General features: G+C 57.6%; 15 protein-coding genes. 12 read left to right on the forward strand and 3 right to left on the reverse strand.

Going from position 1 to position 23,463, the window contains the following annotated elements; translation table 11 throughout:
• Positions 1-66: 66 nt before the first annotated feature.
• From H7C19_RS08185 to H7C19_RS08220, 8 genes are all read left to right on the forward strand, one after another.
• On the forward strand, positions 67-1,386 hold the full coding sequence (locus tag H7C19_RS08185) for an ABC transporter substrate-binding protein (protein WP_185142158.1): 1,320 nt from the start codon (positions 67-69) through the stop codon (positions 1,384-1,386).
• A 103-nt stretch (positions 1,387-1,489) separates the two neighbouring features.
• Positions 1,490-2,380, forward strand: coding sequence for a carbohydrate ABC transporter permease (locus H7C19_RS08190; RefSeq protein WP_185142159.1), 891 nt, complete (start codon positions 1,490-1,492; stop codon positions 2,378-2,380).
• Positions 2,381-2,396: 16 nt separating this feature from the next.
• Positions 2,397-3,254, forward strand: a complete 858-nt coding sequence (locus H7C19_RS08195; RefSeq protein WP_185142160.1) for a carbohydrate ABC transporter permease — start codon at positions 2,397-2,399, stop codon at positions 3,252-3,254.
• 97 nt (positions 3,255-3,351) lie between these two features.
• Positions 3,352-8,064: an S-layer homology domain-containing protein gene (locus H7C19_RS08200; protein ID WP_185142161.1), complete on the forward strand. Its 4,713-nt coding sequence runs from the start codon at positions 3,352-3,354 to the stop codon at positions 8,062-8,064.
• Entirely contained in the window at positions 8,061-10,628 is a 2,568-nt protein-coding gene (locus H7C19_RS08205) for a glycoside hydrolase family 2 protein (RefSeq protein ID WP_185142162.1), read from the forward strand. The genes H7C19_RS08200 and H7C19_RS08205 overlap by 4 nt, the downstream gene beginning before the upstream one ends.
• A gap of 50 nt (positions 10,629-10,678) precedes the next feature.
• On the forward strand, positions 10,679-12,952 hold the full coding sequence (locus H7C19_RS08210; RefSeq protein ID WP_185142163.1) for a hypothetical protein: 2,274 nt from the start codon (positions 10,679-10,681) through the stop codon (positions 12,950-12,952).
• The gene (locus H7C19_RS08215) at positions 12,894-13,781 is read left to right on the forward strand and encodes an aldose epimerase family protein (protein WP_185142164.1); all 888 of its coding nucleotides are present in this window, start codon (positions 12,894-12,896) and stop codon (positions 13,779-13,781) included. Before H7C19_RS08210 ends, H7C19_RS08215 begins: the two co-directional genes overlap by 59 nt.
• A gap of 395 nt (positions 13,782-14,176) precedes the next feature.
• Positions 14,177-14,650, forward strand: a complete 474-nt coding sequence (locus tag H7C19_RS08220; RefSeq protein ID WP_313731486.1) for a nuclear transport factor 2 family protein — start codon at positions 14,177-14,179, stop codon at positions 14,648-14,650.
• Positions 14,651-14,753: 103 nt separating this feature from the next.
• Here the strand turns inward: H7C19_RS08220 and H7C19_RS08225 are convergent, their stop codons facing one another.
• Positions 14,754-15,182, reverse strand: a complete 429-nt coding sequence (locus H7C19_RS08225) for a DoxX family protein (RefSeq protein WP_185142166.1) — start codon at positions 15,180-15,182, stop codon at positions 14,754-14,756.
• Between the two features lie 220 nt (positions 15,183-15,402).
• Between H7C19_RS08225 and H7C19_RS08230 the strand changes: the two genes are divergently transcribed.
• Positions 15,403-15,558 carry a YHYH domain-containing protein gene (locus tag H7C19_RS08230; protein ID WP_246469388.1) on the forward strand — a complete coding sequence of 52 codons (156 nt, stop codon included), beginning with the start codon at positions 15,403-15,405 and terminating at the stop codon, positions 15,556-15,558.
• A 215-nt stretch (positions 15,559-15,773) separates the two neighbouring features.
• On the opposite strand, the gene H7C19_RS08235 is transcribed toward H7C19_RS08230, so the two are convergent.
• Positions 15,774-16,961, reverse strand: coding sequence for a YibE/F family protein (locus H7C19_RS08235; protein WP_185142168.1), 1,188 nt, complete (start codon positions 16,959-16,961; stop codon positions 15,774-15,776).
• Between the two features lie 169 nt (positions 16,962-17,130).
• Here H7C19_RS08235 and H7C19_RS35430 point away from each other — a divergent pair, with 169 nt between their 5' ends.
• The 3 genes from H7C19_RS35430 (at position 17,131) to H7C19_RS08250 (ending at position 22,291) form a co-directional block, all read left to right on the forward strand.
• A complete protein-coding gene (locus H7C19_RS35430) occupies positions 17,131-18,216 on the forward strand; it encodes a HupE/UreJ family protein (RefSeq protein WP_185142169.1) in 1,086 nt (361 codons plus the stop codon).
• Positions 18,217-18,357: 141 nt separating this feature from the next.
• Positions 18,358-21,048, forward strand: a complete 2,691-nt coding sequence (locus tag H7C19_RS08245) for an S-layer homology domain-containing protein (RefSeq protein ID WP_185142170.1) — start codon at positions 18,358-18,360, stop codon at positions 21,046-21,048.
• 85 nt (positions 21,049-21,133) lie between these two features.
• Positions 21,134-22,291: a HupE/UreJ family protein gene (locus H7C19_RS08250; protein WP_185142171.1), complete on the forward strand. Its 1,158-nt coding sequence runs from the start codon at positions 21,134-21,136 to the stop codon at positions 22,289-22,291.
• A gap of 98 nt (positions 22,292-22,389) precedes the next feature.
• Here the strand turns inward: H7C19_RS08250 and H7C19_RS08255 are convergent, their stop codons facing one another.
• On the reverse strand, positions 22,390-23,208 hold the full coding sequence (locus tag H7C19_RS08255; protein ID WP_313731487.1) for a helix-turn-helix domain-containing protein: 819 nt from the start codon (positions 23,206-23,208) through the stop codon (positions 22,390-22,392).
• Between the last annotated feature and the right edge of the window lie 255 nt (positions 23,209-23,463).

Here is a 23,463-nt window from a genome sequence, read left to right on the forward strand (position 1 = left end):
CATTAATGTAAGATAAATTGTAACACTTACAGAAATAAATCAAAACACTTAGGGGATGAACGGACGATGAAAAAAAGGCTGACTGCGATGATCGCGGTCCTGGCGGTTGCGCTGCTTGCGGCGTGCGGTTCCGGCAATCATGAAAGCGCTGGCACGACTTCCGCGACTCCAATTCCTTCCGGAACGGCTTCGGCTTCCGCGAAAGAGCCCGTGGAGATTGTCGTCGTTTCGCAAGTGGGACCGGACGGTACGGAGACGAGGGATCCGATCTGGGATCGCGTGGAACAGAATGTGCCGGGAGTCAAAATCAAGATCGTATGGGCCACCGACAGCACGACGAATAAACAGAATCAGCTGATAGCCGCGCATACTCCGCCGGACCTTATCCGCGGGGGAGACGTCTACACGACGCAATACGGCGATTTTCTGGAACCGCTCGACAGTTATCTCGAGAAGATTCCGGAAGGGATGAACGCGTATGAAGGCGCTATCATGAAGAATCTGAAGTACAAGGATCAGACGGTTTGGCTGCCGCTGAATTATAATATCGGACTTCTTTATTACAACAAGAAGCTGTTCGATCAGGAAGGACTGGATTACCCGACCAATGATTGGACCTGGGATCAGTATTATGAAGCTTCCAAAAGGTTGACCAAGTACGACTCCAAACACGCGGCGACGCAATGGGGCTCGGAAACGACGTTCGGCTGGTGGGGAGAATGGCTCACCTGGGTTCGCGAAGCGGGCGGGGATTTCATGAAGGACGGCAAGGTCGTCATGGACACGCCAGAGGCCATCGTAGGTTTGAATGGGTTCCTGCGCAAAACGAGGGGGGAGGACAAATCCGGTCCTCAGCCGGGAGAATCGGATTTGGGAGGCTTCGCCGGCGGCAAAGTGGCCATGGTGTACAGCGGTCACACCGGAAATTTCGCGACCTATAACAAAGTAGCTGGTTTACAGTGGGACGTCGTCGCGCTGCCGAGAGGACCCGGGGGCAGCCGCGGCGCGGAGCTGGCCGTCGACGCCTTCGGCCTGTCGAGTTCGAGCAAGCATAAGGATAAGGCGTGGGAGGTTCTGAAGTTCCTGACTTCCGAGCAGGGGATGGTCGGCGATCTGAGCAAGAACGGCGCGCCGGTCGTCTTGAAATCGGCGATGGAGCGGGCGCTCGCGGTTCCGGCGGAGCAAAGGAGCAATCCCGCAAGCCTGGAGAACATCGTGACGGCCGCCAAGGAAGGCATGATCTTGCCTGCGGATGCCGATTTCGTTCATATGGCGATCAATATCGCGCAGCCGGAGATCGATCTGATGCTGGAAGGCAAGCAGTCGCCGGAGGAAGCGGCCAAACGCATCACCGAGCAAGCTAATTCTTATATCGCGACGCGTTAGGGAACGGCATGGAGGCAAGGAGAGGGGACTCCCTCTCCTTTTGTTTAAACGCACCAGGGTCCCGCACCCGGAAGAAACGGGGATCCGCCAAGGAGGCAACCGCATGAGCAGAATGAAGGAAGCGCGCTATTTTCTGGCGTTCCTTGCACCGTGGTTAATCGGAATCGTCGTATTCGTGGGATATCCGATCATCCATTCGCTTTACTTGAGTTTTACCGATGCCTCGTTTCTGAAGATGGGCATGGAGCACGGAGTCGGCTTTAAGAACTATAGGACGGCGCTGCTGCACGACGTGAATTTCGGTCGGGCGCTCGTGAATTCGCTGTGGTTTTCGGTCTTCTCCGTCCCGCTCGTCTTGTTTGTCGGTCTGATCGGCGCTCTCTTACTGAACCGAAAAGTAAAGGGGAAGAGCATCTTTCGGACGCTTTATTTCCTGCCCTCCCTCATTCCGGCGGCGGCTTCCGTCGTCCTGGCGAAATCCCTGTTCGAGCCGCAGCACGGCTTCATCAACACCGCGCTCGGTTGGTTCGGCATCCAAGGTCCCGGCTGGATGACGGTGAGCGATTGGGCGCTGCAGACGCTCGTGATCAACAGCCTATGGGGGTTCGGCCCGGCGATGATCATCTTCTTGGCAGGCTTGCAGAGCGTGCCTGCCAGCCTCTATGACGCAGCCAACATCGACGGCGCCAGCAAGTGGCAAATGTTCCGCAACGTCACGTTTCCGATGATTTCCCCGGTTTTCTTTTTCAATCTGGTCACGGGCTGCATCGGTAGCATCCAGACGTTCACGCAGTCGTTCACGGCAGGCGGAGCCATGGGCTCGCCCGGCGGCTCCACGCTGTTCTACGTCGTGTATCTGTACGCGGTGGCGTTCCAATCCCCGTTCCGTTTCGGCTACGGTTCCGCATTGGCTTGGATCTTATTCGTCATCGTCGGTATCGTCACCCTGCTGAACTTCGTTATCGGCAAAAAATACGTCCATTACGACAACTAAGAGGGGAGCTTCGAATATGACTAGACGCATATCATGGGGCTCCGGGGCCGTCTATGCGTTATTGCTGCTGGGCGCCGCGATCGCTTTCCTGCCCTTCGCATGGATGCTGTTGACTTCCTTCAAAACGTTCGAAGAGGTCAACCAAATTCCGATTCGAATCTTGCCTCATTCCTTGCACTGGGATAACTATGCGCAGGCGCTTAACCAAATGTCATTCTTCAAGTTCATGGGGAATACCGTTTTCATTACGATTCTCTCCATCGTCGGCACCGTCTTGTCTTGCAGCGTTACGGCTTACGCCTTCGCCAAATATCGGTTTCCCGGCAAAAACATGATTTTCGGCATCGTGCTCGCGACCATGATGATTCCCGGGCAGATTACTTCGATTCCGCTGTACATTCAATACCAGAAGTTCGGATGGATCGATACTTATTATCCTTTGATCGTGCCGCTGTTTTTCGCGACGACCAGCTTCGGCGTTTTTTTGCTGCGGCAGTTTTTCATGACGATTCCGAACGAATTGACCGAGGCGGCCCGGCTGGACGGCTGCGGGGAGTTTCGGATTTTCCGCTCGATCGTCATCCCGCTCGTAGCCCCGGCGCTGACTTCCTTGGCTGTATTCGTTTTTCTATGGACTTGGAATGACCTGTTCAACCCGGTCCTGTACTTGCAGTCGATCGAGAAGTTCACCCTTAGCCAGGGGTTGACGATTCTGACGCTGTCCCAGTCCCGGGAGGCGGGTCCGGCCGGCTTAATTCCTTGGCAATTGACCTCCGCGGCGATGATCGTCGTCACGCTACCGTCCGTGTTGGTGTTCTTTTTCGCTCAGAAGCAATTTGTCGAAGGAATCGCCATGACCGGAATCAAATCCTGACGTTGAAGGAGGATCATCAATGCTGCGCAAGAGCATGGCAGGTCTCCTATGCTTATTTATGCTTATGAATTTTTGCCCCGTTTTGGGGAAGACGGCTTTGGCTTCAACCGCGGAGGTCGTGAAATACACGATGGAGAACGGGGATTTCGCGACGGACCTGAGCGGGAGCTGGGATCATAACGGCACCGTCGAGCGGCAGGATTATTTGTCGATGGCTCCAGGAGGCGTCGTCTGGCAGAGCATTCCCGTGACAAACTCGGACCAAGGGCCGTCGGTCGGAGATACGGTGTATGCTTCGGTTCAAGTGACGATAGATTCCGACGTGACCGTGCAGTCCAACGTTCTTGTCCGAATCAATGACGGCGCGGCGGCATTGGCCGAAATCAACGATTTGACCGGTTTGGGCAGAGGGCAGATGCTGGAGCTGACAACGCAGACGCGGGACCTGAGCGGAACGATCGGTGCGGGAAAAGCTTCGATTACGGTAGAGCTTCATAATGACACTCCCGGGACGATCGAAATTCATCAGGTGAAAGTATGGGGCATCCGAGCCGACGGCACGACGATCGATTATCCGTTGGCCAACGCCGGGTTCTCGGCTCCGCTGGACGGAGCGACGAATTGGAGCCACGGCAACGTCGAGCGGCAATCTGCGCTTCTCATGCAGCCCGGCTCTGCCGCCTGGCGGAGTTTGCCGGTAAGCGCGGGCGAGGATGCCCCACACGCCGGGGATAAGCTGAAGGTGCAGGCGAAGGTGTTCCTGGATCCGGGAGTCTCGGCGGATGCTTCGGTGGTCGTTCGAGTCAATGACGGGGCGAACCCGCTAGTCGAAATAAAAGAATTGGCTGGAAGAATGAAGGGAGTATGGACGGACGCGGTCGGCATTCCGACAGGAGAAGGCGCGGTTCCGGAAGGAACTGATCGGCTATGGCTTGAGCTTCATAACGACACGCAGGCGCCGATCCGGATCACTCGGATTCAAATAGCAGGAGAGAGAAAAGACAATTCGTTCGATCTTAACGGAGATGGCGAGATCGACATGAGGGATTTGGAATATTTGCGCGAGCAGGTCCGCTCAGGCGTCTACTCCGCTTCGCTCGATTTCGATCATGACGGGGAACTGACGGACAAGGACGTCTCCTATTTCAAAAAATTCGCGCTTCGGGACCCGAATGAAATTTACGCGAACCTGAGCCATTTGAATTTCCTGAACGAAGACGTCACGCTGGACGGCAAGGAAATGATGATTACGCATCTGTATGCGGAGCCGGTCGACAGAGACGACCCTAGTCGCGGTTATGCGTGGGTCGGAGATCCTCAAGAAGGCATCTCCGCATTGGATGACGTAGCTCGGGCCGTCATCGTATACGTCGAACATTACAACACGTATCATGATGCCTACAGTCTGGAGAGGATCAAACGCGGGTTGGAGTTTGCCATGTGGATGCAGTCGCCGGAAGGAGATTTCGATAACTTCGTGGCCGAAGACGAGCATGGGCGATTGTACAAAAAACATAGCCAATCCTCATACACGGATTTCAGCTACTGGGCCGTTCGCGCCTACGAGGCGATGGCGGCTTCGCTTCCGATCCTCAAGCTTAAAGACGAGGAACTCGCAGCGCGCGTATCGGCACGTCTGGATCTCTGTTTGCGGCGTCTCGGCGAGAAGATCGATCCGAAGTACGGCCAATATGTCGAGCAAGGCGGCAAGAAATTACCAGGCTGGCTGCTCGGCGGAGACAGATGGCTCACCTCCGGCGCGATCTCCGCGTTGGCCAAGCACGCCGAAGTTTTGCAAGACGGACCGCAGAGAAACGCCGCGATCGGTCTGCTCGCCAAGCTGGGAGAGGCGCTCGCCGCGGCGCAGACGGGAGATTTCAAGGAGTTTCCCTACTCCGCTTTTCTGCACAGCGGGACGACCTGGTATGAATGGGGCAGCGTGCAGGTGAAGGCGATGGCTCTGGCCGGTAAGCGGACCGGCCGTAACGATTGGGTACAAGCGGCGGAGCAGGCGGCCGACAGCTTCCTGAGCCATATGCTGATTTCCGGCAGGGCTTTCCAACTTTCCCCGAACAAGCAAGAATATCCGCAAATCAATTATGGCACGGCCAGCTACGTGGACAATCTCCTGGCATTGTACCAAGTGACGGGCAAGGAGAAATACGCCGTTCTCGCTGGTGCGGCTGCCACCTGGTGGACCGGAAACAACAAGCAGGGCATCGAAATGTTCAATCAGCGGTATGGTTACGCCTACGACGGGATTATGGAAAACGGGGTGAATACGAACAGCGGCGCCGAATCGGTCGACGAGGCCTTGCGCGCGATTCTCCGTTTGAAACGGATTCCGGCTTCGGCGGAAATGATGGTCGGCAAGCAGGTAGAGAACCGTGGACAGGCAATCGTGGAGGCCGAGGCGCTTTACCGGCAGAATGCACCGGAAGATCAGCAAATGAATTTGCCTAACGGGGGCTTGAAGGATCCCGTCTTCGCGATCCGCAAGCAGAGCGGCTCCGGCGCGACGAATGAAGCCGCTATCTACGAAGATTCTCTTCAGGTCGGGGAAGAGCAGGCCATCTATGCGGACTGGCAAGGGAAAAACGCGCTGTTCGTAGAAGCTCCGGGCTACAACAACGTACGCATTTTCGACGGCGGCTATCTCTATCAGGACGTGCCGGTCGGGGGTCTCGGGCAATTTCAAGCCGGGGATTCGGTCAAATTGGATTTCGCGGCGAGACTGGAGTTTCTGACGCATTTCGATGCCAAGGTGTTGGCCATTGACGCCCAAGGCCGGGAAACCTTAGTCGCGGACGACAGCACGATGAACTACTTGAACCGTTTCTGGTATTCGGGCCAAACCTCGGTCAAAACGACGCCCGTTGCGGCCATACCGGAAGGTACGGTAAGCCTGAGGATCCGTTTCTCCAATTCATCCGACAATCCGAACCCGCATGAGGGGTACGTTTCGATTACGCAAGTCAAGTTGTTCAAGATGGGCGTTCCGGAAATCCGATACGGAAACTCCGGACTGTCCGGAAGCAGCTACGTGGAGATGCCTGCGGGCAGCTCGCGCGCGTTCTCCGCTTCAGTGGATCGATCCGGCGAATACGACGTTTACCTGAGCGCGGTGACGAGAAGCGCGGATCGGGCGGCGACACTGGCCGTCGGCCTAAATCGCACATCGGTTTACAGGCAATCGTTGGCGGGAGAAGAAGGGGCGATCCGCATCTTCTATCTGGGCACCGCCCACCTGGAAGGCGGCTCCTTCCAAATCGATTTGACGAATGAGAGCGCAAAGTTCCCAGCGGACGTCGACGCGCTCCTGTTCAATCCCGTTCAGGCCTATTCCGTCTACCGGAAGGCGGACGGCTCGGAGTGGCGGATCACGCGCGATAGCTGGAGCGGAAGCCTGGATGTCGCGCGGATCGGCGAGGAAGCTTCCCGCCAGCGGGTGAGAATCAACCAAGCGGCGGTTAAAGGAAGCAGCCCGAGAACGGTCGAGGTGAACGGAATCGTGATCCCCGGCCAAGAAGGGGGTTCCGTCTCCGGTACGGCTGTGACCGTAAGCATCGGAAATTTGGCGGCAGAAGTTCGAACGGCCGCCGACGGGACTTTCGCCGCGTCGCTGGTGCTGCCGCGGCAGTGGCCGGCAGGGCGCTATCGCGTAGAAGCGTCGACTGCTGCGGGAAGCGGAACTTCGCTGGTCGAGATCGGGAAGGAATCCGATCCCCCGGACCCGGTACCTTATCCGCCATCATCCGGTGGCCAACCCGTAGAGGATCCGACCAAAGGAAGCCGAGCGATCGTTCAGGCGGCCGATCTGAACGCAGATGCATCCGGCAACGCCAAGATCGAGCTGGCGGATGGCCAGGATACGCTTGTTCTGCAAGGAGACTTAAGCGCGCTTGGGTTCCAGACGCTTACCATCGTCAAAGGAAACTTGACGCTGCGTCTGCCGGCGGGCTTGTTGAAGGAAGAACTGACCAAACTTCCGGCCGCTTCGATTCGGGATGCAGCCGTCACCGTGCAGATGATCGAAGCGAACGAAGAAGAAGCCGCAGCATTTATCCAGCCCTATCTTAGAAAGGCGGGCGCCGGATACAGCTTCGCCGGCGTTCTGTATCGGCTCGAATTAAGCGTAACCTCCGGCAACGCAACCGGTGATTCAAGGGCGGTGCATTCGTTCCGGATTCCGATCCGCGCCGAGTTCGGAATGGGGCCGGAAGCGGATTTTGAGCTTGCAGGCGTCTACGGACTGAACGAGAATAGCACGCTGGAGTATGCAGGCGGAACCGTTAGCGGTAATAAACTGATCGCCGATCTGAAGCATTTCGGCTCCTACGGCATTTTATTCTACAAGAAATCTTATGCGGATCTGCCGACCGAGCATCCGGCGTACCGCGCTGTCACCGTACTGTCGGCGCGGCATGTGCTGACGGGAACCGGCGGGGACCGGTTCAAGCCGGATCGGGCGTTGACGAGGGCCGAGTATGCCTCCATGATGGCCAGAGCGTACGGACTGTCTCCGGGACCGAACGGAAGCGCAACTGTATTCCGGGATATCTCGCCGCAAGCCTGGTATGCGCCTGCGATCGCCGCGTTGACCGAAGCAGGGATCTTCCGGGGGAAGTCAGCCGGTCGGTTCGACCCTGACGGGGTTCTTACGATGAAGGAGTTAAGGATATTAAGCGAAAGGCTCGCCGCGCGTGCGGGGGCGGCTGCGCCAACGGTGCCGGACAACGGGAATGGCCGCTTCGTCACGCGAGGAGAAGCCGCGCAAGCCTTGTACGAGTTTTGGAGGAATCAAAAATGAGCCTACTTCGCTTAAGCGGGACGAAGTGGACGCTGACGGGGTGGTACCCCAATCAGTGGCGGCCCGAGCTTTCCATGGAACTGGGCGTGCGGATTCCGCCGGCGGTACAGCCGATCCCCGCGACCGTGCCGGGCTCCGTGCAGACGGATTTGCTGGCCGCAGGGCTGCTTCCGGATCCATTCGTCGGATTGAACAGCCAGCATTGCGAATGGACCGCTGGGCGGGAATGGTGCTACGAGACGGCGTTCGAATTGCCGGAAGACTGGTCTTACGAACGGAGCGAGCTTGTCTTCGAAGGGTTGGACTATGCGGGCTGCATACAGGTGAATGGAGAGCTTGCGGCTGAATTCGAAGGCATGTTCACGCCGGTCAGGCTGGACGTCACGGATCGGCTTTATACGAATCGGCCCAACTCGTTAAAGGTGGTCTTCTATCTCCCGCCCGAGATCGACGGGCAGGTCGGATATTCCTCCAGAATCCGCAAGCTGAAATCGCGCTTTAATTACGCCTGGGATTGGTGCCCGCGGATGATCGCGACCGGCATTTGGCGCGATGCCTTTCTGCAAGGATATCGCGGCGCGGCGATCCGCGATTTCTACCCGAGGGCGGTCCCTGAACCCCATGACGCCGGAACGATAGACTTGCAGGCTGAACTCGAGGTATTTCATTCCGGATTGTATGAATGGACCTGCAGGGTCATTGATCCGGGCGGCGCCGTAGCGTGGGAGAACACCGAACCGGTATTGCTGAAGGCGGGCAAATGCCGAATCAATGGCACCGCGAGGTTGGCCGGCGTCGAATGGTGGTGGCCGAACGGAATGGGGGCGCAGCCGCTTTATGAAGTCGATTGGGAGCTTCGCGACAGCGGCGGCTGCGACTGCGGGACGGTCAGGAAAACGGTCGGATTCCGCACGATCGAATGGCTTGCCAATCCAGGAGCCCCTGCCGAGGCGCTTCCATATACCGCTGTCGTCAACGGACAGCGCTTGTTTCTGAAAGGGGTCAACTGGGTTCCGATCTCTCCCTATTACGGCTCCGTGACACCTGAACAGTATGCGAAGCATCTGAGTAAGTGGGTTCACATGAATGTTAATCTGGTGCGTGTTTGGGGCGGAGGCATCATCGAGCGGGAAGCTTTCTATGATTACTGCAACCGCAACGGCCTGCTTGTCTGGCAGGAGCTGCTGCAATCCTCCAGCGGGCTGGACAACTGCCCGCCCGACGACCCCGAACTGCTGACCGTCTTATCGGAAGCAGCAAAGCAAGCCATTCTCGAGAAGCGGGCGCACCCGAGCCTGCTGCTCTGGTGCGGGGGCAACGAGCTGATGTGGGAGGGCTTCCGTCCCGTGGACGAGAGGCACGCCAATATGGCCATGCTCGGTCGACTCGTCCGCCAGTTGGATCCCGGGAGAAGGTTTTTGCCGGCGAGCGCCTCCGGACCTACCTTCTGCGCTTCGGAGGAGGGATTCGGCCAGCAGGTACATCACGATGTCCACGGTCCTTGGACGTATCTGGGAGCGGTCGCCCATTATGCCTTCTTCAATCGGGATGATGCCCTGCTGCGTTCCGAAACCGGAACGGCGGGCGCTTCCCGGGCTTCGCTGATCCGTTCCATGCGGGGGAGCTGCAGACCGTGGCCTCCCACAGCCGACAATGCCTACTGGGTACACCGCGGAAGCTGGTGGATACCCTGGGAAACGATCAGCCAGGCATTCGGGCCTTGGGACGTAGCGGCGGAAGCGGACGATCAATTGGAGTCTTTCGTGCAATGCAGCCGGTTTCTGCAGAAGGAATCGTTGCGCTATGCAGCCGAATCGACGAGGCGAAGGGAGCCGGAAGCGTCGGGCTTCATCGTTTGGATGGGGAACGAGCCTTATCCGAACAACGCGAATACGTCGGTGTTGGAGTACGACTCCGCCCCCAAGCCGGCCTACTACGCGTTAAAAGCGTCATTTTCACCGGTTCATGTTTCCGCCCGTTACGAGAGAGTGTCTTATCCGTCAGGAGAGCGTTTCCGGGCCCGGCTTTATTTGCATCGGGAAGTTCATTCCGGCGGACCGGCCGAATGTTGCTATGAGATCTACGACATGACCGGTACACTTCTAGCGCGCCAAGCGGCAGAGGTTCCTTCAGGCGAAACTGCGGCAGTCTGGGGAGAAGCGGAATTCGCGGTCGCGGATTTGCCTTACCAAGTGTTTTTCCTCCGATTGACCGCCAGAGACGAAGCGGAACGACTGCTCGCTTCCAACGATTATATTTTCACAGTTGGCCAGACTTGCGACTACGAGCCGCTTAGAATGCTTCCCCAGGCGGAAGTGGTGCTGGATACCGATCGGAGGACCGGCCGTGTGTCGTTGAGAAACGTCTCAACCGTATGCGCGGTCGAAGTGTGGCTATCCATTCCGGGACATGAGGGCAGCGGCTTGTTCGAGCACAACGGATGGTTGCTGCTGCCCGGCGAATCATCGTCGACTTCGTGGATCGGACCGGCGGAGTTGTTGGATGGGGTTGCCGTTGACGGTTTTAACGTGGGAAGCCGCGGCATTCCGGACAAAAGTCGGTGAAGATTTTCCGGCACAAAAACAGAGAGGGATACGAAGAGGAGAGAGCGGAGATGGAGCGTCGTTACGTCCTGCAGAGCGGGGAGAAAACCAGGCTTGTATTCGAATACGATGAGCGCGAGAAAAGCTACGGCTATCATTTGGAAAAAGCCGGGGAAGATCGCTGGCATAGGCTGACCGAGCCATTCCAACCCTTGGTCCAAGGGAAATATTTCGGTCTCTATCCGGAAAAAATCGCGTTATCCGCGTGCGGCGATCTGGAAGTATCGGGAACGAAAAACGATGCGGACGGCTTTCTGTACGATTGGCAAGGCACCGTAAGCGCCGATTCTGCCACAGGCTGGATTCGCTTTGACATCACGTTGTCCGGAGCGTCGGCGTTCACGCTGGATTCCAACCGAACGGAACCGGAGATTACGGTGAACCTAGGAACCCTCCCGCCGTATGAGCGCGGCGATCACGTCTGGTTCAAGACGAATATCGACAATCCGACGGAATGGAACAACGAGGCGAGGGGAAACGATTTTCCGGCCTGTTATTATTACGATTCCTATCAGAAATTCGGCGTAATGATGTTCTTCGACATGAGTTCGATGGGGTGGATGGCCAAGGCGGGCATACCGAGATTCCTGCAGTACCGATGCGGCCTCCGGCGGGAATACGCCCGCCCGCCCGGACGGTTGTCCCTCGGCTTGGTAGCCGATGGGCCGTTCCAAACGGAATTTCCCGTTGAAGGCACCCGCTTCTCTTATGGAATCCGTAGCTTCACCCAGGAGACTCCGCCGACGGAGCAGAGTGCGGTCGTCGACTTGGTGGAAGCCTGTCTGGACTGGGTGCCGGGCGCCGTCGAGCCGCCTGCCAATGCCGGCCGATGGAGCGTGTTCGCCGACCGTTGCGCGGAAGAGCTGATGAACGAAGAAGCTTGCTGGAACAACAACGGCGCATACGACATGCTGATTCCATATGTCAACGGCGTCTCGCCGGCTTGGGAGGAATCGTTCGCGGCCAAAGGATTAACCGTCGATTTCCGCAATCATCCCGGATTGGATGCCGCGCTCATGATGATCCATCCGCTTGCGCAAATCGCCCGAGCGTTTCCGACTTCGGCGAATGCGCGTCTTCGCGATAAAGTGTGGACGTTCATCCGTCATGCCGGCGAGGATATGCTTTTGAATCAGAACGATCGGGTCTGGGGCACGTGGCAGTATATTTATTTGCTCGAAGAATGGTGGAGAGCGGCCCGGCTTGATCAGGACCGCGCCTCGTGCAGTCGGATCGAAGAAGAAGTCGAACGCGTGATCATTCCGCTGGCCCGAAACTGCGGGTATCTGTTCCCGCTTTCTTTCCGCGTACCGGAATTGAAGAAGCACGGCAACGGCGATGCGTATCCGATAGCTGGGGCCTATGCATACTTTATGTACCTTCTGTACAAAGCCAAGGGAGACGCCGTTTACTTGGAAGAAGCGGAACACGCGATTCGCGTGCTCATGCATGCTCCGGTCAACTCCCTGCATCAGGAATCCCATTTGTTGGCGATGGCGGTGCAGGCCGCCGATTGCCTGCAGAGGGAAACGGGCGATACGGTCTACGAGGAGATCTACCGTTATTTGTTAGCGCAAAATCTACGGATGGTTTATTGGTACAACGACCCGAGCTTTCCGGATTACCGGATTTGGGGCATGTTTCAGGCTTGCACGCCGATGCTGTACCCCGCTTTTTTCGAGAACGTGGAATGCGCGGCCCGGATCGCCTCGACGCTGAAGGGGCGCAAGGCGCATGCCGGCCTGCTGCGGATTTTGAACCAGGCGAGAATCAATAACCTGTATTGCTTCCCGCAATGTTTGCCCGAGCGATACCGGTTGTCCGACCTGGCCTATATACCGCTGGAAAACCTCGGAACGCTGGAAGACGACAAGACCGGTTACGCCGGTCAGGAAATTTACGGGGCGGGCCAGACATTCCGCGCCGCGCTGCTGTGGGACGGGATTCTGCGCAGTGAAGATCCGAATGTCTGCCTCATGAGTCTGGACGTATATGAATGGGAGGATGAAGCGGTCGCATCGGGAACGAAATCTTTCCTGGTTCATTATTCGGGAGAAAAAGGGCAGGTCTGCAGCATGGATATCGCAACTTCCTTCAGAGCCGCCCGCTGCTACTCCGGGAATGCGCCGGCCGAAGCGAAACCGGTGCAAATCGTCGAAGGCCGGCTGTTCGTCGACCTGCTGCCCGGGGAAACGGTAACGATCGAAATCGATGGGGTGAACGGCCATGACGGAACGCAACTCCCGCTGCAGGATCAAGCGGGATATCGTCTACAAAGGTTATGATACGCTCGTTATGGAGAACGAGAAGTTCCGGATGACGCTCTTGCCCGGCAAGGGAACGGACGTCGTCGAGCTGCTGCACAAGCCGACGGATACGGACTTCTGTTGGTTCACCCGGTCCGGCCTGCGCAGGCGGGAACCGCTGTTCAGCGGCTTTCAGCACCAATACGAGGGAGGCTGGCAGGAAATTCTCCCTTATATCGAAGGCGGATCAACGGCGGAAAGCGCGGCCATGGCTTACGGAGAGGTGAGTTTGGTTCAGTGGGAGTACGAGGTCGTGAAGGACGATCCCGAAGAAATCCGGGTCCGATTCGCGAATAGGCTACGGACGGTTCCGCTGCGACTGGAGAAAACGGTGATCCTGCGAACCGGCGATGCCGGATTCCGGGTGGAAGAGAAGCTTGTTAACGAATCCCCTTGCGCCGTCGACTACCGTTGGGGTCATCATATCACCTTCGGCGAGCCCTTCTTGCAGCCGGGCACCTTGATTGATTTGCCTTCCCGGGATCAGCCGTTCTCCGTGCCCGAGCCCGGGAGCCCCGGAGGTTTCGAGGTGCTGAAAGCGGCCCGACCGGCATACAGACTGATGCGCCCCGACGGGATCGGCGCCCAGGTGGAGTGGGCGGGCGAGCGTTGGCCGTACCTGTGGTTCTGGAGGGATTTCGGCGGGGAGAAGGAGCCGCCTTACTTCGGCATGCATTACAACGTCGGATTGGAGTTGTTCTCGTCGCCTCCGGAGAACGGCGCGGGCGACAGCTTCCCGACCAAGATCATGCCCTACGAAACGTTGGATTCCTTTTTGGACTTTAAGGTTTTGTGGGACGCCCATTAGAGTTTTGCCCCTCTCTTTCCACTGTGGCAAAGGGAGGGGCTTTTTGCGGTTTGAAAGTTACTTGAGGGGGGCCAGACGAGCTTTTCCGTCCGCTTCTCGCTACCTTCAAGCTCAAACCAGCTCCGCCCAGGAATTCGGGATACAGAGAGTTTTCAGAAGATATAGTGAGTCATATTCGTTTCATAAAAAGTGCTCAAGCATTTGGGTCAGCCGAGAAATAAGCACTTGATGCGATTTGAGTTGTGTGTCCTTCATGATTTGCCTCACACAAAATCCGCAACTCCATACAATGGTACAAATGACCATTGCGAAAAGGGGGCGTAGGATGTTTTACGCTATGATTGTAGAACGCAAATGCGATGGGACCATGCGCAACAGGCAACAACAATAGAAAGGTGAAATATTTGATGAAATTTTCTTTGCCGCCCTTTTCATTGGAAACGGCAACTGCAAAAGTCCGCAAGGCGGAGGATGACTGGAACACCCGCAATCCACAACTGGTTGCATTGGACTACACCGAAGACAGCCGCTGGCGGAACCGAATCGAATTCCCGGTGGGCAGAGCGGAAATCATAGCGTTTCTTACAAGAAAGTGGAATAAAGAACTGAATTATCGTCTAATCAAGGAGCTCTGGTCATTCAACGGCAACCGCATCGCGGTACGCTTTGCATATGAGTGGCATGACGATAGCGGCCAATGGTTTCGATCCTACGGGAATGAGAATTGGGAGTTTAGCGCTAATGGCTTGAATAAGCGCCGTTACGCCTCAATCAATGATATGCCTATTAGCGAAGCTGAGCGAAAATATCGCTGGCCATTGGGGCGGCGCCCGGATCATTATCCCGGCCTCTCCGAGCTAGGCCTTTAGTTTTCGCTCTGAAGCTGGAAAGTCAGTGTGGCGCCACAGCGTAAAGGGACCTCTATTCGAGAATTGGAATAGGTTACTGCCGATAGCGTGAAAAAAGCCGGGGTTAAACCCCGGCTCCGGTCAACGCTTGTTTCGAACCTCTCCGATCCGTAGCGGGCGAACCGATGGAAGCCTTCTTCTTGTGATAGAGCAAATACGATCCGGCGAGCAAGAGGAAGTATACGATCATCGGCGAGCTTGAGACAACGGAGCCGCCGACTGCGATGCTCGAATAACAAACGCTGATCAAGTCGAAGGCCAATCCGGCATAGGCCCATTCTTTCAAGCGGGGGAAGCCGGGAATCAGGATCGCCGCGATGCCGAGTACCTTTACGATACCGCTGTAGAAGACGAAATAGAGTGGGTACCCCAGCAGGTCGGTGATGAATTGCACGGTTTCCTTTTCCCCCAGGACGGCCGGGATCGCCGAGAATAACATCGCCAGCGAGAACAGAATGGTGCAGATCCAGTAAGCGATTTGGATTTTTTTCATGATTCATCTCTCCTTGGATTGGGTTTTGTTTTCCTTGACCTGAATATACTTCAAAAGGAATATACCTGTCAAGGAATATTTATGATTTTTTGAAAGCACGCGAATCAGTCCCCGATACAAAAAATCTATATCCTAAATATGGGTTTTATTATAAAATGGTAAAGAATGCGATCACGCCCTAAAGCATAGGGTATTTACAAGGTGACCAATGAAAAAAATAATGGTATTGATCGTTGCGTTATCCGTATTCGTGGGAGTCTCCTCTTCTGCTTACGCACATTCAGGAAGAACGGATAAAAATGGCGGACACAATTGCTCAGCAAAATCAAAACAAAAAGGGCTCTGTACCGGGTATCATTACCATAAAAAGAAATGATGAGAAAAGAGAACTTAAGCGTAGCCAAAGAAATTACGATCGGCGCAGTCAAAGAATAAGCGCAATCCTAAACGAATAAACCCGCACAATAACCTTGATTGTACAAGGCTGTTGTGCGGGTTTTGATTTGTTCCGCTATGAGGAGACGATTCATTCGCTCCCCGGGAGAGGGAAGCGGACCTTTGATCGTTCTGTCGAACAAAGCCGATTGCGGGTTATGCGCTTTTGCTCTGCAGCTCCGAGGCGGTCGATGCCGTTTTCCCGGAGTCGGGAATGACGCGGGCGGAGATGAAGGCGACGATCGGCACGGTCAGCACGACGCCGATGCAGCCGGTGAGACCCTGGACGATCTCGACGGTCATCATATTCATGTTGGTCAGCTGCGAGAACGGCACCTTGACCGCATACAGGATCATGAGTGAGGCGAGCGTCGTGCCTGTCAACGCCAGGATGAGCGTGTTCGCCATCGTCCCCATCATATCGCGTCCGACGTTAAGGCCGGAGCGGTACAGCTCGCGGCGGCTCAGATTCGGGTTCGTCTCGTATACCTCCTGGACGGCCGCGGCGATCGAGATGCCGACGTCGATGATCGCGCCGAGGGAGGAGAGCAGGATCCCCGCGAACAGCAAACCGCCGAGCTGAAGGCCCGTCTGGTCGGCTACCACGACGAGCACCTCGACCTCCGCCGTATTGTAGCCGGTAATATGCGCCCATTGGCCGAACGCGTAGGCGAGAATGCCCGACAGCGCCACCCCGCTGATCGTGCCTAGGATGGCGGCCAGCGACTTGGGCGTCCAGCCGTTCAGCAGCAGCAGCGTGACGCAGGTGGTCAGGACGACGATCAGCAGGGAGGCGAGCAGCGGCGAGTAGCCTCGGTACAGCATCGGGATGAACAGCCAGACGATGCAGCCGAGCGTAAAGAGAATGCCAAGAACGGATTTCAGCCCCTTTTTGCCCCCGATCCACCAGAGCAAGCCGAAGAAGATCAGGAACATCGCCAGCAGGATCGGCGCTCGGTAATAGCTGTAGACCGTCACCAAATAAAAGTCCTTGCCCGCCGAGTCGATGTTGGCGATGAGCGTCTGCCCCTGCTTCGCGATGACATTCAGGTAGACGCTCACGTTGTTCGTGACGGTGTGGACCTCGCCCTTGTGTTCTCCGGACAAGATCCGTACCTCGATCTCCTGATAGCCGTGATACGTATTCCCCCGCTCCGAATCTTTCTCCAATTCCTCCTTCAATACGCGCAGCACTTTGGCTTTTACGTATTCTCTGCCACCCGTACCGCTCTGCTCGTTGTACTTGGGCTCGGGCGCCCGGCTGAACAGAACCATGGCGACGGTCAGGAGCAGCAGGACGACGGCGAACAGGATGACTCTCGTTTTGGGAGCCGATGGGAACATGATAGACCTCCGCTGGAGGCACCGGGGCAACGGCGGCTTGCGCTCGTCCGCGCCGGGCGCGCGATTGAATTTTAATACCGCTTTTACAAATCTCGTCTCGTACGAAAAGACGAACGTGCTATGATCGGTCGCAGAAACGGACATGCCTATCAGCTCGGGAGGACGAAAAGTGAAAATCGGACGAATCGCATGCGTCATTGCCCTATTGGGACTTGCGCTGCTCGGCTGGACGCCGGCCGCGTCGGCCCACGGCAACAACAGCTTGGCCTATTCGGATCTCGTCTACGAAGACGGCGCGATCCGCTATACGCTGCAGATCGACCTCTACGACCTGCGAACGATCGTTACGCCGGACGATCCGGACATCGAGAGCGAGGCGCCGGAGGTGTTGGACCGGTTCTTCGCGATCGCCGGACCGCAAGTCGAAGAGGCGCTTCTCCCTCATTTGCGGCTCTATGCGGACGGGCTGCCGCTACGCGGCAAGCTGGTCGCGCTGCGCGGCATCGCGAAGGAGGGCGAAACCCAGACGTTCGCCGAAGCCGTGCTGTCGTATCCGGCGAACCGTCCGCCCGCGCAGTTCGCGCTGGATTACGACTTCGTCTTCGACAACGATCAATGGCACGTCAACTACGTGAACGTATCGCTCGGCCGATTGCAAGGGACAGGCGTCCTCGTGAGCCAGCTCCGGGAGCTTCAGCTCGGCCGGATGAGTCTGGCGGAAGCCTTCGAGCGATACAGCCTCCTCGGCTTGAAGTCGTGGCTTACCGGTTATGCCTCGCTCTTGTTCGCGGCGGTGTTGCTCTTGACAGGCCGTCCCTTGCGGCAGGCCATGACCGCCGTCGCCGCGTTCGCCGGTGCCGGTACAATTGCGTTGGCCCTGACTGCCGGGTTGCAAGCCATTGTCCTGCCCGAGCGCTTCGTCGGCGCCGTCTGCGCGCTGAGCGTCTGCTGCGCCGCGCTGCATGGACTGCTCTCCGCCGGCCCGAGGAGCCGGATCTGGCTGGCGTGCGGGTGCGGTCTCGTCCACGGCCTCTTCTTCGCGCAGACCTTATCCGGCATGCGGGCGGACGCCGAGCTGGCCGCAGCATCCCTGACCTCCTATGGCCTCGGACTCGCTGCCGGGCTGGCGCTCTTAGCGCTCGTCCTGTATCCGACCTTTCGCTATGCGTCGCGCCTCAAACGCTTCGATCCGACGCTTCTCTCGGCGATTGCGCTAGTTGGCCTGGCCGGCTTCTTGTCGGTCGCCTATCGGTAAGACATGATTTCCTATCTGCTAGCATAGCGCCGCAACATTTACACAAAGTTAATTGGGACTCGCATCTTTGTTAATAGTTAAAAGCTATATTCTTAATGCTAGAGAGAAGTTAAATATTACTAGAAGAGGTGAGTGAGTTTCATGTGGAAAAGTCTAGACCCCCAAAAGCAGCGATGGGCGAAGCTTGGCGCCGTGGTGCTGTCCGCGATGCTGATCGTCTCGGCGCTGCCGTTCCAGTTCGGCGGGCACGACGCCAAGATCGTCGCGCCGAACGTTGCGCATGCGGCCGTTCCGTACGCGGTCAGTGACATCGCGCTGAATCCCGGCGCGAACGAGTCCGAGTTGAACTTTACCTGGTACTCGCCCGACCAACCGGCGAGGACCGTCGTTCAAATGGCGAGAAAAGCGGAAATGAAAGGAGCCGACTTCCCAGCCGAACAGGCGATGACGTTCGTCGGATCGGCTTCCCAGGCGGCCAGCGTCGCCTCGACGGTGTACTTTTCGAACAAGGCAACGGCCACAGGCCTCGCTCCGCAGACGCAGTACGTCTATCGCGTCGGCGACGGGACGGACGGCAACTGGAGTCCGGTCTACGACTTTGCGACCCAGGACCCGCATAATTACACGCTCATGTTCGTCGGCGACCCGCAGATCGGCGCTTCCGGCAGCGTGGCGAAGGATACTGAAGGCTGGACCAATACGCTAAACCAGGCGTTCAGCAAGTTCCCGAACATCAGCTACATCATGTCGGCGGGCGACCAGGTCGAGCACAGCACCAACGAGTCGGAGTACGACGCTTTCCTAAGCCCCGACCTGATGCGCAACCTGCCGATCGCTTCGGTCGTCGGCAACCACGATACGAGCGCCAACTACCAGTATCACTTCAACGTGCCGAACTTATCAGGTCTTGGCGATACCAAGAACAGCGGCGGCGACTATTACTACACTTACGGCGACACGCTGTTCATGGTGCTGAACACGAATAATACGGATGGAGCCGTGCATGTACAGTTCATGGAACAAACGGTAAAGGACGTGCCGAACACGAAATGGCGGATCGTGACGTTCCACCACGACATTTACGGCGCCGGACCACACTCGACGGAGGCTGTCATTACGGGGCTGCGACAAGCGCTGTTCCCGGCATTTGACAAGCTCGACGTGGACATGATCTTCATGGGTCACGACCACTCGTTCGTCCGGACTTATGTCATGAACGGTGACCAAGTCCAAGGCAGGCAGCTCGTGGACACCCAAGGCAGAGACGTCAATCCGACCGGCTCGACGTACGTGACCGCCAACTCCGCGAGCGGCAGCAAATACTACGAGCTGATGACGACGCCGGAGGTGTATTCGGAAGTCCGCACCCAGCTGAAGACGCCGACGTTCTCGGCCATTCACGTGACGCCGAGCAGCCTCACGGTCGATACGTACCGCTCGGACACGCTGGAGCGGGTCGATACGTACGGCTTGGTGAAGGAAGCCGAAAACGCCAAAGTATACGCCAAAACGACGCAGCAGTCCGATCCGAACGCCGAGCTGGACTATTACTATGCAATCGGCAATGCCAACGCGGTGAAGAAGTTTAATACTGGGTTTAACTATGACACCACGAAGCTGAAATTTAAGAAGGCTGAATTGGTCACCCCGGATTCCGGTACCTTCGTGGCTAATGATGCCAACGGTACGGTCAGCATCCAGGCGGAGCTGAATCAGCCGATCCGCTCCGAAAATTACGGCGCGTACACGGATGTCGTCAAACTGACGTTCGAGTTGGTGGACAAGAACAGCGCCGCCGTCGCCGACGTGCGTCTCGGCAAGTCCGCTTTGACGACGCTGAACAAGCACAGTGAAGTCGCTTCCCAAGTGACGGCCGAGAAGGCCGAGATTACGGTAGGCGTGCCGGTAACCGGCGTGACGCTGAACAAGTCCGACGTATCACTGCAAGTTGGACAAACGACTACGCTCGTGGCGACCGTCGCGCCGGCGGAAGCCACCAACCGCGCCGTAACGTGGAAGTCAAGCGATGCAACGGTCGCGACGGTAGACGCGAACGGCGTCGTGACCGCCAAGGCGGCGGGGACCGCGACGATCGAAGCGACCGCCGGCGGCCTGCAGGCGACTGCCAAGGTTACGGTCACATCGGGCGGTGGCGGTTCGCCTTCGGGTCCTACGCCTACCCCAACCCCGACACCGACACCGACGCCAACCCCTAGTGCGACACCGAGCCCGACGCCGAGCCCGACGCCGGCGCCAACCCAACCGCCGGCATCCGGCAACGGAGGCGGTACGGCCAAATCGTTCGTTGACGTTCCGGCCGGCTATTGGGCTGCCGATGCCATTCAATTGCTCGTCTCGAAACAAATCTTGAACGGAACGAGCGATTCCAAATTCGAGCCGGGTCGTACGGTCACGCGCGCCGAATTTACCGCGATGCTGGTCCGAGCGCTGGACCTGACGAATAAAGGCAGCGTGTCCTTCCAAGATGTCAAGGCCGGCGCCTGGTATGCCGACGCCGTTGCCGCCGCCGTAGAAGCGGGCATCGTCAAGGGGCAGAACGCTTCGACCTTCGGCTCCCAAGCCCCGATTACGCGCGAAGAGATGGTCACGATGCTGATGCGCGCGTACGAACATCAGAACGGCAAGCCAGAGGTGGGTACGAGCGTCAAGTTCAAGGACGATGCCAAAATCTCCAAGTGGGCGGCCGCGTCCGTGAAGTCGGCCTCCGCGCTTGGCCTGATCGGCGGCACCGCGCCGAATACGTTTAATCCGCTCGGCAAAGCTACGCGCGCGGAAGCTGCGCAAGTCGTCTATAATCTGTTGACGAACTAACCGGATTCGATATCGGCTTCAATTAGCAGGCGGGGATGCCATTTTCGCGAATGGCGTCCCTGCCGTATTTGCGGGAGGAACCTTCATGCTTCGCAGTCAAGTCGCATGGCGCTATGCCTTCTGCCTGTCGGCCGTGCTGGCGCTGCTGCTGATCCCGCCGGGACGGCAAGCGGACGCCCATGCCTACAGCGCGGGCTATACGACGCTTCAATTCACGAAGTCGGGCGTCGAGATGACGTATACGCTGGACGAGCTGTCCGTGATCGAGTTGACCGGGGCCGACGCCGACAAGAACGGCATGCTCGAACCGGAAGAATTCGCCGCGGCGGAAGATTCGGTTAAGGCGCTGCTGAAGCAACAGATTCGGCTCGCCATCGATCGGAAAGATCAGGAGGCGACCGGAGCGGTCAGCTTGACGCTGGAGCGGCAAGGGAACGCCGCCAAGGCGGTGCTGAAGGCGAATTATCCGCCGGTTTCCGCCTCCCAAACCGTATCGCTGACGGATCAGCTGTATCAGAACGATACGGTCACCAACTACGTCAACCTGGTTACGATTCAGTACGGCAGCCACAAGAGCACTTCGGCTTTGTCCGGCAAGTATCGGGAGTGGGCGATGCAGATGAGCGCGGACGCCTACGCCGGCTTGCCTTCAGACGCGCAATCGGACGGTCAGCCGCATGATGGCGCGTCCGCGGCCGGCTCGGGCTGGTATTCCTTCTTCGTCCTCGGCATGAACCACATTTTGACGGGGTACGACCATCTGCTGTTTCTATTCTCGCTGCTCATCGCCAGGCAGAAGTTCAAGCAATACGCCGGCATGATCACCGCGTTTACGATCGCGCACAGCATGACGCTCACGCTGACCGTGCTGGGCATCATCCATGTCTCTCCCAGAATCGTCGAACCGATGATTGCGCTCAGCATCTGCTTCGTCGCGGTGGACAACGTCGTGCGCAAGCAGGTGAGCCACCGATGGGTGCTGACCTTTCTGTTCGGCTTGATCCACGGCATGGGCTTCGCCGACATTCTGCAGGAGATGAACATTCCGCGCAGCGAACTGGCGGCGGACCTCATCAGCTTCAACCTCGGCATCGAAGCCGTTCAGGTGACGCTGGTCGCCGCCATCCTGCCGCTGCTGATGCTGATTCACCGTTGGCGCTTCTCGAGGCGCGCGATCGTGGCGGGATCGTCCTTGGCCTTTCTCCTCGGCGGCATTTGGCTGGTGGAACGCGTAGCTTTTTAACGGATAGGATATGAGGAAGGCCAGCCGGATCATCCGGCTGGCTCTTCTGCGTTTATAGCTGCGCAGCGATCGGCATGATCGGATAACGCAGTCCAGGATTAGGCGTGGAAGAACGAGGCGGGATGATGAAGCCGCCGGTACTCGCCGGGATTGACGCCCATCTGCCGGCGGAACACGGACGCGAAGTGGTTGTAATTCCGGAAGCCGACGTCCGTCGCGGCCTCCGTCGCCGTTCGTCCGGATAGCTTCATCAGCAAGGCGGCCTGACGAATCCGCATCTCGTTCAGCGTATCCATCAGCGTCGACCCCGTCTCTTGTTTGAACAGATGGGACAGCCTGGAGGCGGACAGTCCGATCGCCCGGGCGATCTCCTCGACCCGCAGCGTATCCCCCATATGCCTCGATAAATAATGCAGCGTCTCCTCGACCCGCGGGTCCGCTTTTTTGCGGCTCTGCTCCGCCATCAGCAGCAGGACGCCGCGAATCTCGTTCTCGCAGAGCTGCTCCCAGAGCGAGCGCCGTTCCCGCGAATCCTGCAGCACGTTCCGCAGCGCGCGGTAGACCCGATTCCGAGAGTGCTCATCGCCCAGGGAGATCCGCAGGAGATCGGCATCCGGCACATACTTCGTCTCGGTCAGATACGGGAAATGCGACCAGATGAGGTTCCACCGGCACTCCGGCGCCGTTCCGTATTGATGGGGCACCCCGCCGCGGAGCAGGCAGACATCGCCTGCCGTGCAGCGCGTCTCGCCGGAAGGCGTGCGAAAGTAGCCTTCCCCCTCCAGTGTATATACGAGGAGCCAGTCGGCCATCCCTTCCGGACGGTTCGTGACATAGCGGTCGGCTTCGTTGAAGTGGCCGGCGAAGATCGTACCGTAAGCCGGCGAGGCGTAATGATGCACGCTGTCGTAAGTCACCAAGGACGGACTCCTTTCCGGTACGAATGCCCGGGAGACCCAAGCACTCTCGTTCGCTTTCATTATAGCCGAGGCTTCTACGGGAAGAGAAGACGCTAGCGAACGTTCGGGAGCGTACGGCATCGGCTGGGCGAAGGGGATCGAACTTCAACCAAAATGGAAATACATCCGATAACTGGAGTTGCCATGCGATTTTCTTTTCGAAACCGCAAAAGAAAGGTCGGTTTTCCCATTGTAAGCGGCCGAATCGAATTG

The organism is Cohnella nanjingensis, from assembly GCF_014212125.1.
Lineage (GTDB): Bacteria > Bacillota > Bacilli > Paenibacillales > Paenibacillaceae > Cohnella > Cohnella nanjingensis.

Excerpts from the sequence above, each read along its gene's own strand:
- H7C19_RS08185 (WP_185142158.1), top strand. The coding sequence starts at position 67 with ATGAAAAAAAGGCTGACTGCGATGATCGCGGTCCTGGCGGTTGCGCTG.
- H7C19_RS08190 (WP_185142159.1), top strand. The coding sequence starts at position 1,490 with ATGAGCAGAATGAAGGAAGCGCGCTATTTTCTGGCGTTCCTTGCACCG.
- H7C19_RS08195 (WP_185142160.1), top strand. The coding sequence starts at position 2,397 with ATGACTAGACGCATATCATGGGGCTCCGGGGCCGTCTATGCGTTATTG.
- H7C19_RS08205 (WP_185142162.1), top strand. The coding sequence starts at position 8,061 with ATGAGCCTACTTCGCTTAAGCGGGACGAAGTGGACGCTGACGGGGTGG.
- H7C19_RS08210 (WP_185142163.1), top strand. The coding sequence starts at position 10,679 with ATGGAGCGTCGTTACGTCCTGCAGAGCGGGGAGAAAACCAGGCTTGTA.
- H7C19_RS08215 (WP_185142164.1), top strand. The coding sequence starts at position 12,894 with ATGACGGAACGCAACTCCCGCTGCAGGATCAAGCGGGATATCGTCTAC.
- H7C19_RS08225 (WP_185142166.1), bottom strand. The coding sequence starts at position 15,182 with ATGAAAAAAATCCAAATCGCTTACTGGATCTGCACCATTCTGTTCTCG.
- H7C19_RS08230 (WP_246469388.1), top strand. The coding sequence starts at position 15,403 with ATGGTATTGATCGTTGCGTTATCCGTATTCGTGGGAGTCTCCTCTTCT.
- H7C19_RS08235 (WP_185142168.1), bottom strand. The coding sequence starts at position 16,961 with ATGTTCCCATCGGCTCCCAAAACGAGAGTCATCCTGTTCGCCGTCGTC.
- H7C19_RS08245 (WP_185142170.1), top strand. The coding sequence starts at position 18,358 with ATGTGGAAAAGTCTAGACCCCCAAAAGCAGCGATGGGCGAAGCTTGGC.
- H7C19_RS08250 (WP_185142171.1), top strand. The coding sequence starts at position 21,134 with ATGCTTCGCAGTCAAGTCGCATGGCGCTATGCCTTCTGCCTGTCGGCC.